The sequence below is a fragment of the Bradymonas sediminis genome (assembly GCF_003258315.1).
In the GTDB taxonomy this organism is placed as follows: Bacteria; Myxococcota_A; Bradymonadia; order Bradymonadales; family Bradymonadaceae; genus Bradymonas; species Bradymonas sediminis.
In genome coordinates, this window is record NZ_CP030032.1 from 656,304 (window position 1) to 673,546 (window position 17,243).

Consider the following 17,243-nt stretch of genomic DNA (forward strand, 5'->3'; position numbering starts at 1 on the left):
CCCCTTAAGCGGGTCCGGCCAAGTCGCGGCTACACATTTCAGCCTTTCCACAGCCGTCAAGGGAGCCTGCTTTGAAGGATATCTTTAGTTTTTTCGAGAAGCCCAAAGACCCACTTAGTTTCTCAGCCATTCGCATCGGCATTGCCAGCCCGCAGCGAATTCGCGAGTGGAGCCATGGTGAAGTCAAGAAACCGGAAACGATCAACTACCGGACGTTTAAGCCGGAGCGTGATGGTCTTTTCTGCGCCAAGATCTTCGGTCCGGTGAAGGATTACGAATGCATCTGCGGCAAATACAAGCGCATGAAGCATCGCGGCGTCGTCTGCGAGAAGTGCGGCGTTGAGGTCATTCAGTCCAAGGTGCGTCGTGAGCGCCTCGGCCATATCGACCTGGCGACCCCGGTCGCGCATATCTGGTTCCTCAAGAGCCTGCCGTCGCGTATCGGCAACCTGCTCGATATCACGCTTAAAGACCTGGAGAAGGTCCTTTATTGCGTGGCGTATATCGTCACGGACCCGGGCCTGACCCCGCTGTTCACCGGCCAGGTGCTCAGCGAGCAGAAGTATATGGAGTACCTGGACGCCTACGGCGACGTCTTCGAGGCCCGCATGGGCGCCGAGGCCATCCGTGAGCTGCTGGACAAGATGGACATCGACCTGCAATCGCAGGAGCTGCGCGCCGAGATGAAAGAGGCGACCTCCAACGCGAAACGCAAGCGCATCTCCAAGCGCCTCAAGATCATGGAGGCCGTGCGCGACTCCGAGAACGACGCGGCCTGGCTGATCCTGGACGTTATCCCCGTGCTTCCGCCGGACCTGCGTCCGTTGGTTCCGCTGGACGGCGGCCGCTTCGCGACCTCCGACCTCAACGATCTCTATCGTCGCGTGATCAACCGCAACAACCGTCTCAAGCGTCTGCTTGAGCTGCACGCCCCCGAGATCATCGTCCGCAACGAGAAGCGTATGCTTCAGGAAGCGGTCGACGCTCTGTTCGACAACGGCCGTCGCGGCAAGACCATCACCGGTCCCAATAAGCGTCCGCTGAAGTCCTTGAGCGATATGATCAAGGGTAAGCAGGGGCGTTTCCGCCAGAACCTCCTCGGTAAGCGCGTCGACTATTCCGGTCGTTCGGTTATCGTCGTCGGTCCTGAGCTGAAGCTGCACCAGTGCGGTCTTCCCAAGAAGATGGCGCTCGAGCTGTTCAAGCCGTTTATCTACAATAAGCTCGAAGAGAAGGGCTACGTCACCACCATCAAAAGCGCTAAAAAGATGGTGGAGAAGGAGCAAGACGAGGTCTGGGATATCCTGGACGAGGTGATTAAGGAGCACCCGGTGCTGCTTAACCGCGCGCCGACCCTTCACCGTCTTGGCATCCAGGCGTTCGAGCCGCTGCTGGTCGAGGGTAAAGCAATTCAGCTGCATCCGCTGGTCTGCGTGGCTTATAACGCTGACTTCGACGGCGACCAGATGGCCGTGCACGTGCCGCTGTCGCTGGAGGCGCAGACCGAGTCGCGCGTCCTGCTGCTGAGTACCAATAACGTGCTGTCGCCGGCTCATGGTGGGCCGATCATCGTGGCGACGCAGGATATCGTCCTGGGTTGCTATTGGCTGTCGCGTGAGCGTCCGTTCGCTCGTGGTTGCTACCGCGAGGACAAAGACGGTCGCCCCACGCAGGGCTTCTACGCGAACTTCGACGAAGTCCGCATGGCCTATGACAACGGCGTCGTGGACCTGCAGGCCGGCATCAAAGTTCGTCATAACGGCAAGCATATCGAGACCACCGTGGGCCGCGTTCTCTTCTATGAGATCTGCCCCAACGAGCTTCCGTTCTCGCTGGTCAACCGTGTCCTCGACAAGAAGTCGTTGGCGCGCATCATCGACGCCTCGTTCCGCCGCGCCGGCAATAAATCCAGCGTGTTGCTGACCGACGCGATCCGCACGATCGGCTACGATTGGGCGACCAACGCTGGCATCTCGATCGCCGTCGACGATATGATCATTCCCGAGAATAAGTGGAATATGATCGAGGCCGGCCGTGGCGAAGTCTCCGAGATTGAGGCCAAGTATAACGAGGGTGTTATCACCGACGGTGAGCGCTACAACCTCGTGGTCGATATCTGGGCCAACGTCACCAAGGACGTCGCCGAGCAGATGAGCACCGAGATCTCGAAGCAGACCTACACCGACCTTGAAACCGGTGAAGAGCTCGTGTCGAAGTCGTTCAACTCGGTCTATATCATGGCCGACTCCGGTGCTCGTGGTTCCGCCCAGCAGATGCGTCAGCTCTCCGGTATGCGTGGTCTGATGGCCAAGCCGTCCGGTGAGATTATCGAGAACCCGATTACGGCAAACTTCCGCGAAGGCCTGACGGTCTTGGAGTATTTCATCTCCACTCACGGTGCCCGTAAAGGCCTCGCCGATACCGCGCTTAAGACCGCAAACTCCGGTTATTTGACCCGTCGTCTTGTCGACGTGGCCAACGACTGTGTGGTCGTCGAGCATGACTGCGGCACCCTCGACGGTGTCGTCATTACCCCGCTGTATGAGGGTGGTGAGATCGTTGAGTCCCTGAGCAACCGTATCCTCGGGCGCGTCGCCCTTGAGCCCATCTGGGACCAAAACGACGAGCTGCTGGCTGACGTCAACGCCGAGATTCTCGACGACGTCGCCGCGCGTATCGAGGACTCCGGCCTGGAGCGCGTTCGCATTCGCTCCACGCTGACCTGTGACTCCGTCGATGGCGTTTGCGCGCTGTGCTACGGACGTGACCTGGCGCGTGGCCGCCTGGTCAACGTCGGCGAGGCCGTCGGAACCATCGCGGCGCAGTCGATTGGTGAGCCCGGAACGCAGCTTACGATGCGTACCTTCCACATTGGTGGTGTCGGTTCGCTCTCGGTTGAGCAATCGTTCCACGAGGTTCGCACCAAGGGCACGATCAAATTCCACAACGTCAAAGCTGTGGAGCGCGAGCAGGGCGGCCGCAAGGTCCTCATCGTGATGACGCGCAACGGCGAAGTCGGCATCATCGACGAGAGTGGTCGTGAGCGTGAGCGCTACCCGCTGACCTACGGCTCGCAGCTCTTCTTCAAAGAAGGTGACTCGGTCGAGCCCGGCGAGATCCTCTCCGAGTGGGAACCCTTCGCCACGCCCGTCCTCTCGGACGCCCATGGTGTCGTGACCTTCGGTGACGTGATTGAAGGCGTCTCGATGGAAGAGCGCTTCGACGAGAACACCGGTCTTTCGCGCAAGGTTATTAGCGAGAGCCGTGACTCCGGAATCCGCCCGCGAATGGTTATTCGTGACAAGAAGGGTGGCAAGCAGATCGCGAGCTATTTCCTTCCGGTTGGTGCCGCATTGTTCATCGGTGAGAACGAGGATGTTGAGCCCGGCATGGTCCTGGCCAAGATTCCGCGTGAGACCACCAAGAACAAGGATATTACCGGTGGTCTGCCGCGCGTCGCCGAGCTTTTCGAAGCGCGTACGCCCAAAGAGCAGGCGCTTATCTCCGAGATCGACGGCGTCGTCTCTTACGGTCGCGAGACCAAGACGAAGCGCACCATTGTCATCACGCCTGATGTCGGTGATGCCAAGACCTACTCGATCAATAAGAGCAAGCATATCACCGTCCTTGAAGGCGACCGCGTCCGCGCGGGTGAAGCCATCATGGAAGGCTCGGAGAACCCGCACGATATTCTGCGCGTCAAGGGTCGCAAAGAGCTTGCTAAATATCTGGTCGACGAGGTCCAGGAGGTCTACCGACTCCAGGGCGTTCGTATCAACGACAAGCATATCGAGATCATCGTGCGCCAGATGCTGCGCAAGGTCCGTATCGTCGACGTGGGAGACTCCGATTTCCTCGTGGACGAGCAGGTTGAGCGCTCCGAGTTCGAGCGCGTAAACCAGGCCCTGGTGGCCAAGGGTGACCGCCCGGCGGTTGCACGTGACCTGTTGCTCGGCATCACCAAGGCGTCGCTGTCGACCGAGAGCTTCATTTCGGCCTCGAGTTTCCAGGAGACGACCAAGGTCCTGACCGAGGCGGCGTTGTCCTCCAAGATCGACCACCTGCGCGGTCTCAAAGAGAACGTCATCATGGGTCGCCTCATCCCGGCGGGTACGGGCGCTGCGCTCTACCAGAACCTGCGTCATACGGTGAAAGCGCCGGACGAGATTCCCGAGCATCTTAAGCGACGCTTCGGAACGATTGACGAGGAATTGGCCGCCGGCGAGTGATCTGTGCTGCTGATATAGATGCCCGCGTCGCCGCCAACCTGCCCATCTGGGCCGGCGCAGCGACGCAGGCATATGAGCAATAGCATTGAAAACCGCGCCCAAATCTAGGGCGCGGTTTTTTTGATTAAGTTTCAGACATGTTGAATATTGAGTGGGGCTAGAATGTTGGTCTCTGCGCTGCAGGGAGTTTCGGCGGCCTTGATGTACATAAGGAGAGGTATATGAGCGACGAGAATAAAGATGCGGGTGCCGGCGAAGGCGAGGATATCGAGGCGTTCTTGCGAAGCCTTGAGGAGGCCGAAGTGCCGGATGTCCCGGCCGGTGCCACACCCAAACCCGTGACGACCGCTCCGGATACCGAGGACCTGGACGCGCGCTTTGACGCGCTCAATGATTTGGTGCCTGACGAGCTGCCGGCCAAGCAGCCCGAGCCCGCCGCCGAAGCCAAGGAAGACGGCAAGAAAAAGAAGAAGACCCGGAAGGAACGAGCGGCCGAGAAGAAGGCCGAGAAGGAGCGCTTAAAGCAGGAGAAGATCGCGGCGCGAGAGGCCGCCGAGGCGGCGACGCCGGCCTGGAAGCGCGGGCTTAAAAAGGGCGGCCTGTGGGCCGTGATGATGATCCCGATGTTCGTCTTCGTCTGGATCCTCGGCGCATTTTTGGCCCATGTTATCTCGGCGGGTTGGCTCATCGCGCTCCTCGCCCTCATCGTCGCCATCGGGTTGCCGATCGTGGTGGCGAAGGTCGTCAATCGCGGCAAAATTGCCTGGTGGGCGGCGGGATTGGGTATCATCCTGACCGCGGCGCTGGTCGCGCCGATGCCCAAAGTCGTGGGCACATCACTTACCCATTATGGCCATTGGCCGACCGCCGTGGTCGGCGAGGTCTCCGGATGGGAGGCCGATAACGCGCTGGCCAACGTTGGTGCGGCGGTCGCGCGACTCTTCGGCAGCGCGCTGGGCGCGGAGGCCTCCGGCGCCTTGCGGCTTGGCACCGAGACGCGTCTCGACGGCTCGGTGATGCCCGAGGACCCGACGCCGACCGAAGAGGGCGGCGAGGGCGTCGCGCCCGAAGCTGACACGCCGGCCGAATGACCGACGCGCCCTTTAAGTAATCAACGCATTCTATTTGAACGTCATAAAACTATGAGAATTAAATATCTTATCGTCGGCGCCGGGATGTCCGGGCTGGCCTTCGCGAACTTTATTGATTCGGACGACTACCTGATTCTCGAGCGCGACTCGGAGATTGGTGGTTGGTGTAAGACGGTCAAAAAGGAGGGATTTGTCTGGGACTATTCGGGGCATTTCTTCCACTTCAAGCACCCCGATATCGAAGCCTATCTGCGAAAGCGCATGCCCGACGATGAGGTGAGCACGGTCGAGAAGAGCTCGAAGATCCGCTATAAAGACGCGCTCATCGACTTCCCGTTCCAGAAGAATATCCACCAGCTCGCCAAAGATGATTTTATCGAGTGTCTCTACGACCTCTTCTTTCGCGACGAGGTCGCGGCGAGTTTTGACGCCTCGAGCTTTAAGGGGATGCTCTACGAGAAGTTCGGCCGCGGCATCAGCGAGAAGTTTCTGGTGCCCTATAACGAGAAACTATACGCCTGCGACCTCGAGGAGCTCGACCGCGGGGCAATGGGGCGCTTCTTTCCCTTCGCCGATATCGAGGAGATCGTGCGCAATATGCGCCGCCCGGATAACGCGTCCTATAACGCGACGTTCACCTATCCGAAGAACGGCGCGATTATGTACGTCAACGCGCTGGCGTCTGAGGTCGACGAGAGTAAGATTTGGCTTGACCAGGCGCTGGTCAACGTCGACCTGAACCGAAAGATTGCGACCCTGTCGGACGGGCGAACCATCGGGTTTGACCACCTTATTTCGTCGGCGCCGTTCGACCGCCTGCTGCCGATCTGCGGGGTCGAGCCGGAGCCGGGTGTCTTCTCGTATAATAAGGTTCTGTGCTTCAACCTGGGCTTCGATAAGAAGGGCATCGAGGGGGTTCATTGGATCTACTTCCCGGAGAAGAAATATAGCTTCTACCGGGTCGGCTTCTACGACAATATTTTGGCGGGTGCCTCCGGCGGCAAGGGTGACGACGCGGCGGGTTCGCGCATGAGCCTCTATGTCGAGCTGGGCTACGAAAAGGACGCCGAGGTCGACGTCGAGGCCGCCAAAGCACAGGTGCTGGCAGACCTGGAGGCGGCCGGAGTCATCGACGGTCACATACTCGTGGCGGACCATCATGTCGTATTGGACCCGGCCTACGTGCATATCACCGAAGATTCGCAGGCCGCCTTTGACGAATTGAGCTCCATGCTTAGCCTCTGTGGCGTCGAGACCATCGGTCGCTATGGCGGTTGGACCTATTGCTCCATCGAGGACAATATCGTCGAAGCGCGCGCGCTCGCCGCGAAATTCAACACCCTCGAGGCGCTGGATTCCAAGGACTAATTTTTGGGCGCGAAAGAATAGGCGCGGCGACTGGTTTGTTGGGTCGTCGTGCGGGGTGGGGGGACCGCTGTAGTTTTATTGAGTGATTATTCATTTCCTAATTGGGTGAGATTAATGACGAATTCGAAACAAAAGACGCTTATTCTTCGTGACGGAACAAAAATGCCGGCGCTCGGCCTGGGCACCTGGTTGTCGCGCCCCGGTGAGGTCTATGACGCCGTGCGCATCGCCATCGAGGTTGGCTATCGGCACATCGACTGCGCCGCGACCTACGGCAACGAGGACCAGGTGGGCCGGGCGTTTGAGGACGCTTTCGCGGCCGGTGACGTCAAGCGCGAGGACCTCTGGGTCACCTCGAAGCTGTGGAACGACTCGCACCGCCCCGAGGACGCGCGTCGCGCGATCGAGAAGACACTCAAAGACCTGCGACTGGATTATCTGGACCTCTACCTGATTCATTGGCCGCTCGCGGTGCGCAACGGCCTGGGCATGGCGAAGACCCCCGAGGACTTTCTTACGCAGGAGGATGTCACCCTTGAGGAGACCTGGGGCGCGATGCTCGAGTTCCGGGACGCCGGGCTGACACGCCAGGTCGGCGTGTCGAATATGGGGCCAAAGCGCATGGAAGCGCTGGCCGCGGCCACCGGCGAGATGCCGGCTGTGCTGCAGGTGGAGGGGCACCCGAAGCTGTTGCAACAACCGCTCTTCGACTTTTGTCAGAAGCATAAGATTGGCTACACCGCCTACTCGCCGCTTGGTTCGCCGGGGCAGGCAAATCGCAAAGAAGGAGAGCTGACCCTGCTCGAGGAGCCGATCATTAAGGAGGTCGCCAACAGCCTGGACGCCACTCCGGCGCAGGTGCTCATCGCCTGGGCGCTGGCGCGCGGAACCTCGACGGTGCCGAAGTCGGTCAACCGCGGCCGCATCATCGAGAACCTGGCCGCCGGCGAGCTTGAACTGAGCGATGAACAGGTCGCCAAAATTTCTTCGCTTGACCAGGACCGTCGCTATGTCGACGGCACCTTCTTCGAGGTCGAAGGCGCGTCGTTTGAGGCGTCGAGTCTGTGGATCTGATGGCTTGCATCGCTCCGATCGCTGGCGCATAATCCGGGCCAATCACAGCATTGGTTGGTTCGGATTTTAATGATGACGCCGGCGTGAAGGAGTGATGAGATGACATCGAAATATATGACGGGCTTTGGCAACGTATTTGAGACGGAGGCGCTCCCCGGGGCGCTTCCCCTGGGGCGCAACTCTCCGCAGAAGGCCCCTTACGGACTTTATGCCGAGCAACTCTCCGGGTCGCCTTTCACGGCCCCGCGGAGCACCAACGAGCGCTCCTGGCTCTATCGGATTCGCCCGTCGGTGCGTCATGTATCGGATTTTGAGGCGCATTCTTTGCCTCTATGGCGCAGCGCTCCCACACCACATGAGGGCGGCCTTCCTATCGGCGCGCGGCGCTGGGACCCAGTGCCGATGCCCGAGGCGTCCACCACTTTTGTGGAGGGCATCCGGACGATCACGACCGCGGGTGACGTAAGCGCTCAGTCGGGCATGGCCTCGCATGTCTATGTGGCCAACAAGTCGATGGAGGACGAGTATCTGCTCAACGCCGACGGCGAACTTCTATTTGTGCCTGAGCATGGCGATATTCGGCTGTGCACCGAGATGGGCGTCATTGAGATTGAGGCCGGTGAGATTGCGGTCATCCCGCGCGGGATGATCTTCCGGGTTGAGCTCGTCGACGGCCCGGCCCGAGGGTACCTCTGCGAGAATTACGGCGGAAAATTGGCGCTCCCTGAGCGCGGCCCGATTGGCGCGAATTGCCTGGCGAACGCGCGTGATTTCAAGACACCGGTCGCAGCCTTTGAAGATAGGGAAGTGCCGTCGACCATTTTTGTGAAATGGTGCGGCCGGCATTATCGCACCGAGATTGGGCATTCGCCCCTCGACGTCGTCGCCTGGCACGGCAACTACGCGCCCTATAAATATGATCTGCGCGATTTCTCTCCGGTGGGGGCCATCCTCTTTGACCACCCGGACCCCTCGATTTTTACCGTGCTGACGTCACCCTCGGCCGAAGCTGGCACCGCGAATATCGACTTCGCCATCTTCGGTGAGCGTTGGTTGGTCGGCGAAAATACCTTCCGACCGCCGTGGTATCATCGCAATATTATGTCGGAGTTTATGGGCCTGGTTTACGGTCAATATGACGCCAAGGAAGAGGGCTTCGTGCCCGGCGGCATGAGCCTGCATAATATGATGTTGCCGCATGGGCCGGACTTTGGCGCCTTCGAGAAATCATCGCGCGCCGACCTCAAACCACAGAAGCTCAGCGGCACCATGGCGTTTATGTTTGAGACGCGTTTGCCGCAGCATTTGACGGAGTATAGCGCGGGGCTTGAGACCCTTCAGGACGATTATACGGATTGCTGGAAAGGACTTCAGAAACATTTTGATGGCACTCCCGAAGGGAATTGGGACTGACATCACCGCAGCGCAGATCCCGCGATTGCGGGAGCGGCCGAGCACAATATTGTGTTCGGCCGCTTTTATTTCTTGGTGCCGGGACCGGGGGGCCGACGCGTCGATTTGACGCCTCTCACCGCTGCTCTTTTGGCAGAGATCCATTGCCGCTAGAAAAATCCGTTCCCACTACGAGTTGGTCTTGGAAGCATGGGTTTAATTCCTCTTTTTTGACCCGATCGCATTGCAATGCCTGGTGCGTGCTTATTCTGGATGCACCTAGACGTCATGATTGGCATTTACTGCTATTGGGGAAATTATTATGGGTGACCATTATTGTTTGGCTGTGCGTGTTTCTTGTGTGAGGCCGGTTCGCTCCGCGAAATTTCGGCGTTTGCTCGCGTCCCTGGTCGTCTTGATGGCGATGGGGGTGACCTCTGTCGCGACGGCCGGCGCGCCCTTACTCACCGGGTTTGGTGGTCCGGCGGGAGTCGGGCCCAGCACGGGGCTCGAGAATGATGACCGTCCGAGCCTGAGGGTCGACCTGGACGCGGCGTTTCCATATGGGTTGAATTTCTATGGGAATGTTTACGACGCGTTGTGGATCAACACCAACGGTAACGTGACTTTTAATGCGGCGATGTCGACCTATACGCCGCAACCCTTTCCCATCGCCTCGCAGCCGATGATCGCGCCCTGGTGGGGAGACGTAGACACCCGTAATCAGTCGAGCTCCTTCGACAACCAGATATATTCCTATACCGATGTGGCGGGTGGGCGATTTATCGTCACCTGGAATGAGGTTGGCTATTATAGTTATCGGGTCAACCTGGTGAATACGTTCCAGCTTATTCTCACCGACCGCTCGGACGTGATCGTGGGCGATTACGACGTTGAGTTTCGCTATAATCGCTGCGAGTGGACCTACGGTAGCGCGAGCAATCGGACACCCGCCCAGGCGGGGTTTGATGCCGGAGACCAGACCAATTACACGCAGCTTCCGGGCTCGCGCACCAAGAAGGTCCTGGAGTTGTGCGATAAGTCGAATGTTGGGGAGCCCGGGGTCTGGCGCTTCCAGATTCGCAACGGCGGCGTCGCGGAGTGCGGCAACGGCGCGCGCGAGAGCGGCGAGGAATGCGACGACGGCAATACCGATAATGACGATATGTGCACGGCCGATTGCCAGATTAACGAGGCGCCCATCGCCGAGGACCAGACCGTCACGATTCCCGAAGATGGGTCGGCCAACTTCACGCTGACCGCGACGGACCCAAACGGTACGCCGATCACCGATTTCACCGTCACCTCGCCGCCGGTCGGCGGCACGCTGAGCGGCAGCGCGCCGAGCCTAATTTATACGCCCGAGCCGGATTTCAACGGCACGCGGACCCTGAAATTTAAGGTCAATGACGGCTATTGGGATTCGGCCGAAGGCACCGTCACCTTCGTGGTGGAGCCGGGCAACGACGCGCCGTACTTCACGAGCGCGCCGGTGTTGAGCGCCACCCAGGAGCTTCCCTATTCCTACGCGATCACCACGGTCGATATCGACGCGGGTGACACGCGCGCCATCACGGCGGGCGCGCTGCCGAGCTGGCTCTCATTGCTCGATAACGGCGACGGCACCGCGTCGCTCAGCGGCTCGCCGCAAAATGCGGACGTCGGCCCGCATCAGGTTCAACTCATCGTCACCGACGCCGGCGGCTTGTCGGGGACGCAGAGCTTTGTCATTGAGGTCGCCAACGTCAATGACTTGCCGGTCTTCATCGCGCCGACGCCTGAGCATCTCGTGACGCTGCAAATCTCCGAGCCGAATACCCTCGAGTTCACCCTGGTCGCCGAGGATATCGACGGGGACGTGCTCTCCTATTCGGTCGAGCCGATGCTGCCGAACGCGACGCTTGGCGCGAACTCGGGCGTCTTCTCCTGGACGCCGAGTTGGCGCGACGCGGGCTCCTATGACCTGACCCTTCGGGTGAGCGATGGCGTCGGCGAGGACACCCGCCAGATCACGGTGGTCGCGCACTACCTTGACGAGGACCAGGACGGCTTGCCCGATACCTGGGAGGTCGCCAACGGCCTCGACCCGACCACGCCGGACTCCGATGGCGATAATATCTCCGACTTCGAAGAGGTCGGCCCCAACCTCGATAGCCCGCGCGATACCGATGGCGATGGCGTGCTCGACGCCCTCGACCTGGACTCCGACGGTGATGGCATTCCAGATATCGAAGAAGCCGGCGACGACGATCTTTTGACCCCGCCGGTCGACACCAGCGGAAACGGCATCCCTGATTATCGTGACCCCGACTCCGACGGCGACGGTATCTTTGACGACGTCGACAATTGCCGCCTGGTCGCCAACCCCGACCAGACCGACACCGACGGCGACGGCGTCGGCGACGCCTGCACCGATGACGCCGATGGCGACGGTGTGCTCGACCTCGACGATAATTGCCCGTTGGTCGCCAACGCCGACCAGGCCGATATGGACGGCGACGGCGTGGGTGACGCCTGCGATCCGGATAGTGACGGTGACGGGGTCGACGGCGAGCAGGATAATTGCTCGATGGTCTTCAATCCCGAGCAGACCGACGCGGACGGCGATGGGGTGGGCGATGCATGTGACCCGGATGTCGACGGCGATGGCATCGATGATGAGGACGATAACTGCCCGTTGGTCGCCAACCCCGACCAACTCGACACGGATGGCGATGGCGCAGGCGATGCCTGTGACGGCGACGCCGATGGCGATGGCTTCCCCGATGAGGACGACAATTGCCCGACGGTCGCCAACCCCGACCAGATTGACACCGATGGCGATGGAGTAGGCGATGCCTGCGACCCCGACGCCGACGGAGACGGTGTGCCCGATTTTGAGGATAACTGCCCGGGCGTGGAGAACCTCGACCAGGCGGACTCTGATAATGACGGTGTGGGCGATGCCTGCGACGAGGATCTTGACGGCGACGGTATCCCCAACGACGTGGATAATTGCCCGGGGGTGTCGAACCCGGACCAGGCCGACCAGGATGGCAACGGCGTGGGCGATGTCTGCGACGAAGATGTCGACGGCGACGGTGTCCCCAACAGCGAGGATAATTGCCCGGGGGTGTCGAACCCGGACCAGGCCGACCAGGATGGCAACGGCGTGGGCGACGCGTGCGACGACCAGGACAGCGACGGCGACGGCATTCCAGATTGGATGGATAATTGCGGCAATCTGATCAACGCCGATCAGGTCGACAGCGACGGCGACGGTGTAGGCGACGTCTGCGACGGGGAGAGGACCTCCGACCTGGGCGACGGCAGCCACGGTCTCGAGGAAGGCTGCGGTTGCGCGGCGAGCGGCGACGCTCCCGTGGACGCAAGCGTGCTGCTCCTGCTGTCCTGCGCGGGACTTATTATGGCGCGGCGCCGACGCAAGGGCAAAAGCCTCTAAGTCTGGCTGAGGATATGAAAACGCCCGCCCGGGCGTTCCGCCACGAATCACAGGGTTCGTGGCGGGGCGTCAGGGGCGGGCGTCTTCACTCTTGGGCGACCGGTGTGGATGCGGGCGCTCGCGCGGCTTAGTCGATGCCGGGAATCGAGGTCCACGACGACACGGCCTCCTGGACCTTCTCGACTTTCTCGCCGTCCCATTTCCACAGATGCTGCGCGCCGCGACCGGCGTTTGGCGCCAGCGCGAAGCCTTCCTCATGAACCCAATATTCGACGCCATCTTCGGCGGCGCGGCTCAGCGGGATGTCGGTCTCGTACTCCCATTCCGGGTGCAGGTCCTGGTGCCAGACACTCCAGAACTCGAAATGCTCCAAAAATAGCGAGTCGTCATCGCGGGTCTCGTCGGCGAGCCAGTCGCGCCACTCGCTTTTGAGGATGCATAGGGCGTGCTCGCTGTCGGGCTGCATCAATTCCTGGCCGGCCACCGCGCCGGGCAGGTCGGTGATGAAGAGGAACGCGCGCGAGTGCAGCGGGAATTTCTCCAGCGCGATCGCGAACATATCGAGCGCCTCGCCGCCCTGCAAAAAGTCCAGGAATTGCAGCAAAACGCCGCCGCTGGCGCGTCGCTTGAAGTTGTCGAACGGGCCAAGGTCATGGCCGTTGGGAATCTCGAGGTTCGCGCGCTGCTCTTTGGTGAATGCGCGTAAATCTTCGAGCCAGGTCGTGGCGGGCGGATCGTTGGGCTGTGTCATAGCTTCTATCGGTGTCGTAGGCGGATGGCGTTCGAATTTTTAGATGGGACGATGCGCGGCAGGATTCTCGGGCCGCGCGCGCAAAGATGTACTCCCGAGGCGAGGGGAACGTCAACTGGTGGCGTTTTGTGGAGGAATTCTGGGGGACGGGCTGAGGGCGATGAGGCCGGGAAGGGCTCCCGGCCTCGACTCAGTGCTCAGCGGGCGAGGTAGAGCTCGTCGCCGACGCGCTTCTCGCAGGTCTGGCGAAGGTCGATATTCGCCGGGACGGCCTGGCGGCAGAACTCCGGGATGTTGAGGATCTGGTAGGAGGCGGCCATCTTGCGCAGCAGGGTCGACTGGCCGGAGTGGCCGTTGCTCGCCTCGGCGGCGATGGCGACTCCGGCGAGCTCCGCCAGAGATTCGCGCTCGCCCTCGTGAATCTGGTCGATGCAATCAAGCGCGATATAGGTGCGAATCGCACGTTGCACGCTCTGGTCCGCGACGCTGCGCAGGATCGAATTCGACCCGTCTTCGATGCCAGGGCTCTCCAGAGTCTCGCCGATCAGGAATTGAGTCCAAATATCGGTCTGGCGGACCTCACACAGGTCCTCGCGGGCCGGCGTTGGCAGGCGGCTCGATAAATCTTCGAGGCTTCGGATCTCGTCCAGGTCGCTCTCCTTAGCGCGCCAGACCAGCGCGCGCCGCAGGCGATGCACGAGCTTGCCTTCGACCACGCCGAGCCCGTTGACCGCGCTTCGCAAAAAGTCAATCTGCTGCTCCAGCGGGGCGATGGCCTTGAGATAGTCGGACTTTCGCAGCGCCAGCGCCGGCTTCAATCCCACGCGCGAAATCGCCTTATTCGCCTCGCCCAGGAGCACCCGATTCGGGTAGCTTCGCGCCTCCATGCAGTCCAGATGGCGCACCCATTTGGCGGCGGACCATTGCCTCTCGGGGGCTGTGAGATCGCAGGGTGGTTCCGGGCTATGATAGCTCAAGCGCGTCACGCTATGCGTCGGCGCGGGCATGACAAGCGGCGCTGAATAAGCCGGCGGCTGGGCAGGTTGAGAGCGCTGGGCGCCCAGGATGATCCCCAACACCGCGACCAACCCGATGGAGGCCAGCGAGAAGACCGTGAAGGAGATGGGCTGCGAGAGGACTGTTCGAGGTGTGATTGCCATCCGTGACTCCGTGTGTGTCGCCCTAAATAATCTGCAAGCCAGTCGTCTGCTGCAGCACCCGCGTCTAATTATAAGACGAAACACTGCATTGTGTATCCAAGATGATACTAAACTATTGGTTCAACTTCCAACGGATGCCCTTGAGGTTGCCACGTTGAGTCGAGTACAACAGTGGCGTTGGACGAATTTGTGTCGAGTGAATCTGTCGAGAATTACGGCTCGCGCCAGGGTTTTGAGCATCGATGCCTGACTTGGAGTTTAAAGCAAAAAATCAGGGCCAGACGCCCCGGCTTGGCCGCGCGCTCGTCATTGGCGCGGTTATTTTGGCGAGCCTCGCGGGGGCGGGGCAGCGGGCCGAGGCGGCGCAATTTCGGGTGCAGTCGATCAGCATCGGGCGCTCTGCCCAGTATTTTCGGGCCGACCGCAGCGTGTTTGCGCCGCGCGTCTTTACCCAGGGGATGAGCCTGTGGGGCTACGACTTGCTCGACGACAAGACCGGCTCGCTCAACCTGCACGTGTCGATGCGCTATACCAACGACTTCTCGCTGGATTATGCCGAGCGCCATCACCCGTATTTCGACCGAAGTTGGAATGAGCTGACCCTCGACCTGGCGTATCTCGACTGGCGGCCTTACCGCGCGCTGCGCCTTCGGCTGGGGCGCCAGTGGAGCGGCGGGGCGCTGGGCACCCGCGACTTCGACGGCGTATTGTTGCGCTTTAGCCCGCGCATCGCACCGGCGACGCGCGCCGAATTCGAGGGCTACGCCGGGCGCGACATTCAGAGCGCCTATAGTCAATGGTTTGACCCGGAGCATTTCGACGTGCAGGGGCTCCCGATTGACCCGCAATTGAGCCTCGTCGGCGACTCGGGGGCGCATCTGATCGCCGGGGCGAGCGCCGGGCTAAAGTGGGGGCGCGACGGGGCGGTGGCGCTGAGTTGGCGGCGGCGTTGGAGCGAGGGCGTCACCTCCGAGGCGCTGCAATCTGTGAGTGATTCGACCCGCGTCGTCGGCAGTGAGCGCGTCGGCGTGGCCGGGAGCGCGTCGGTGCATCCGCGCCTGGTGACCTCGGCCTGGGGCGTCTATAACGCGCCGATGCGTGACGTCGACCGCGCCGGCCTGCAGCTCGCCTGGCGCATCCCCGCGCTCGAGAGCAGCCTGAGCGCGGGCCTTGAGCACCAGCGGCCCTGGTTCGACAGCTCCAGCATCTTCAACCTCTTTGGCCCTCGCGCCCACCAGCAGGCTTTTGCGACCTACCAACATCGCGCGCCCGGGCTCGACACCGACTTCCAGGCGCGCGCCTGGGGGCGCTATTATCCCGGCTCAAACGGCCTCAATCGCGGGGGCGACCTTCGCTACGCCGTCGACGATATTCGCGAGCGCGCCGTGGGCGTCTCGTTGCGCCACCTCACGCGGCTGCGTGTGTGGGAGCGCAAGCTGACCTGGAGCACCATGACGAGCTGGCAGGCGAGCCTCGACCGCGGGAGTGATCAGTGGATGGGGCAGGTTCAGCTGCGCATGCCGGTATGGGGCGACGACCTCTTTGTCTCGGCGCGCGGCCTGCTCCTGGCCGCGACGCAAGACGCCGATCGCGGCGCCGAGAGCGGCTTTATTCGCCTGCTGCCAGGGGCGATTGGTTTTGCGAGCACCGGCGTCATCGGCCTGGACCTGCCGGTCGGTAACCTCGGCACGCTGAGCGCCTCGACGGTCACCAGCGGCGGCAATATTTATCCCATCGACACCAGCATATATGCGAGCTTTCGCGTGGAGCATTGGCCATGAGCTTTGAGAAGAAGACCCGCTCCCGACGATGCCACACGCGGCGCGCGCGCGCGGCCGACAAGCGAAAAAACTACCTGAAAGTTGGCCTCGCCCTGCTGCTCGCCTCGGCCTTTTCGAGCTATTGCATGGCGCCGGATTCGCAGGTCCCCGCGGCTCAATATAGCGGCACGAATCACGCCGGCGCCTACCACTCGTTGCGCGGCCCGGACGCCCCGGCCAAGCGCGCGCAGGGGACCAAACGCCTGCGCCCGGCCAACCACGACGTCGCCTGGATGGAGCGCCACGCCGGGGTCGCGCGCGCTAACTCCAGCGACTGCGCGAGCTGCCATAAGGAGCAGGACTGCGTCGCCTGCCACACCGCCGACCTCGGCGAAGCCTTCCAGGTGCACCCGCCGAATTTCGCGATTGTGCACTCGATCGACGCCAAGATTAACGCCCAGGATTGCACAAGTTGCCACCAGCCGCAGAGCTTTTGCGCCGAATGTCATATGCGAAGCGGCGTCAGCGCTATCGACGGGTTTCGCCCGCCGGTGCGCGCCGAATTCCACCCGCCCGGCTGGAGCGATCCGGCCCAGCCCAATAACCACGGCGTCATGGCCCGGCGCGATATCAACGATTGCGCGAGCTGCCACCAGGAGCGCGATTGCGTGACCTGCCACGTCAATATCAACCCGCACCCGCCGGAGTTTCAGCTCAATTGTCGCGGGTGGATAAGCGCGGACCCGAGGTCGTGCGCGCAATGCCACGGGGACCTCGCGGCGCTTAAGCAATTGTGTCTTTGAACAAAAAAAGCCCCTATCTCGGATATACTTGAGCTAATGATAGCCAAAGCAGCCGACCCGAATCACAACAGATTCGGCTCACATGACATACTGAGCGCAATACCGTTGGCTCGCACGGGCGTTTCGTCTGTTTGGAGGAGGTTGCTGCTGAACTGAGCACGAGTAATGCGAAG

The 17,243-nt window shown here is 61.3% G+C and carries 9 protein-coding genes and 1 pseudogene; 8 read left to right on the top strand and 2 right to left on the bottom strand.

The genetic code is table 11. The annotated features are described in order from the left end of the window. Positions 1-71: 71 nt before the first annotated feature. The 6 genes and pseudogenes from rpoC to DN745_RS20165 all read left to right on the top strand — a co-directional run. Positions 72-4,142 (top strand): annotated as a pseudogene (rpoC, locus tag DN745_RS02470) (DNA-directed RNA polymerase subunit beta'); the annotation flags it as partial. Positions 4,143-4,450: 308 nt separating this feature from the next. Further along, the gene (locus DN745_RS02475) at positions 4,451-5,320 is read left to right on the top strand and encodes a hypothetical protein (protein ID WP_111331860.1); all 870 of its coding nucleotides are present in this window, start codon (positions 4,451-4,453) and stop codon (positions 5,318-5,320) included. A 51-nt stretch (positions 5,321-5,371) separates the two neighbouring features. Beyond that, complete coding sequence (locus tag DN745_RS02480; protein ID WP_111331862.1) at positions 5,372-6,688, top strand: protoporphyrinogen/coproporphyrinogen oxidase; 1,317 nt, start codon at positions 5,372-5,374, stop codon at positions 6,686-6,688. A gap of 114 nt (positions 6,689-6,802) precedes the next feature. Next, entirely contained in the window at positions 6,803-7,762 is a 960-nt protein-coding gene (locus DN745_RS02485) for an aldo/keto reductase (protein WP_204355071.1), read from the top strand. Positions 7,763-7,861: 99 nt separating this feature from the next. Continuing rightward, positions 7,862-9,175, top strand: coding sequence for a homogentisate 1,2-dioxygenase (hmgA, locus tag DN745_RS02490; RefSeq protein ID WP_111331863.1), 1,314 nt, complete (start codon positions 7,862-7,864; stop codon positions 9,173-9,175). A gap of 409 nt (positions 9,176-9,584) precedes the next feature. Further along, positions 9,585-12,596 (top strand): thrombospondin type 3 repeat-containing protein, encoded by a 3,012-nt coding sequence (locus DN745_RS20165; protein ID WP_162687404.1) that lies wholly within the window; start codon positions 9,585-9,587, stop codon positions 12,594-12,596. A gap of 127 nt (positions 12,597-12,723) precedes the next feature. Here the strand turns inward: DN745_RS20165 and DN745_RS02500 are convergent, their stop codons facing one another. Then, a complete protein-coding gene (locus DN745_RS02500) occupies positions 12,724-13,347 on the bottom strand; it encodes a hypothetical protein (protein ID WP_111331867.1) in 624 nt (207 codons plus the stop codon). A 197-nt stretch (positions 13,348-13,544) separates the two neighbouring features. Continuing rightward, positions 13,545-14,507, bottom strand: a complete 963-nt coding sequence (locus DN745_RS02505) for a hypothetical protein (RefSeq protein WP_111331868.1) — start codon at positions 14,505-14,507, stop codon at positions 13,545-13,547. A 242-nt stretch (positions 14,508-14,749) separates the two neighbouring features. Between DN745_RS02505 and DN745_RS02510 the strand changes: the two genes are divergently transcribed. Together DN745_RS02510 and DN745_RS02515 are read left to right on the top strand one after the other, a co-directional pair. Beyond that, on the top strand, positions 14,750-16,288 hold the full coding sequence (locus DN745_RS02510) for a hypothetical protein (RefSeq protein WP_111331870.1): 1,539 nt from the start codon (positions 14,750-14,752) through the stop codon (positions 16,286-16,288). Next, positions 16,285-17,070 (top strand): hypothetical protein, encoded by a 786-nt coding sequence (locus tag DN745_RS02515; protein ID WP_111331871.1) that lies wholly within the window; start codon positions 16,285-16,287, stop codon positions 17,068-17,070. Before DN745_RS02510 ends, DN745_RS02515 begins: the two co-directional genes overlap by 4 nt. The last annotated feature ends 173 nt before the right edge of the window (positions 17,071-17,243 follow it).

Bases quoted from the DNA above. Each gene is read 5' to 3' on its own strand.
- DN745_RS02475 (WP_111331860.1), top strand. From the start codon at position 4,451: ATGAGCGACGAGAATAAAGATGCGGGTGCCGGCGAAGGCGAGGATATC.
- DN745_RS02515 (WP_111331871.1), top strand. From the start codon at position 16,285: ATGAGCTTTGAGAAGAAGACCCGCTCCCGACGATGCCACACGCGGCGC.
- DN745_RS02510 (WP_111331870.1), top strand. From the start codon at position 14,750: ATGCCTGACTTGGAGTTTAAAGCAAAAAATCAGGGCCAGACGCCCCGG.
- DN745_RS02485 (WP_204355071.1), top strand. From the start codon at position 6,803: ATGACGAATTCGAAACAAAAGACGCTTATTCTTCGTGACGGAACAAAA.
- DN745_RS02500 (WP_111331867.1), bottom strand. From the start codon at position 13,347: ATGACACAGCCCAACGATCCGCCCGCCACGACCTGGCTCGAAGATTTA.
- DN745_RS02505 (WP_111331868.1), bottom strand. From the start codon at position 14,507: ATGGCAATCACACCTCGAACAGTCCTCTCGCAGCCCATCTCCTTCACG.
- hmgA (WP_111331863.1), top strand. From the start codon at position 7,862: ATGACATCGAAATATATGACGGGCTTTGGCAACGTATTTGAGACGGAG.
- DN745_RS02480 (WP_111331862.1), top strand. From the start codon at position 5,372: ATGAGAATTAAATATCTTATCGTCGGCGCCGGGATGTCCGGGCTGGCC.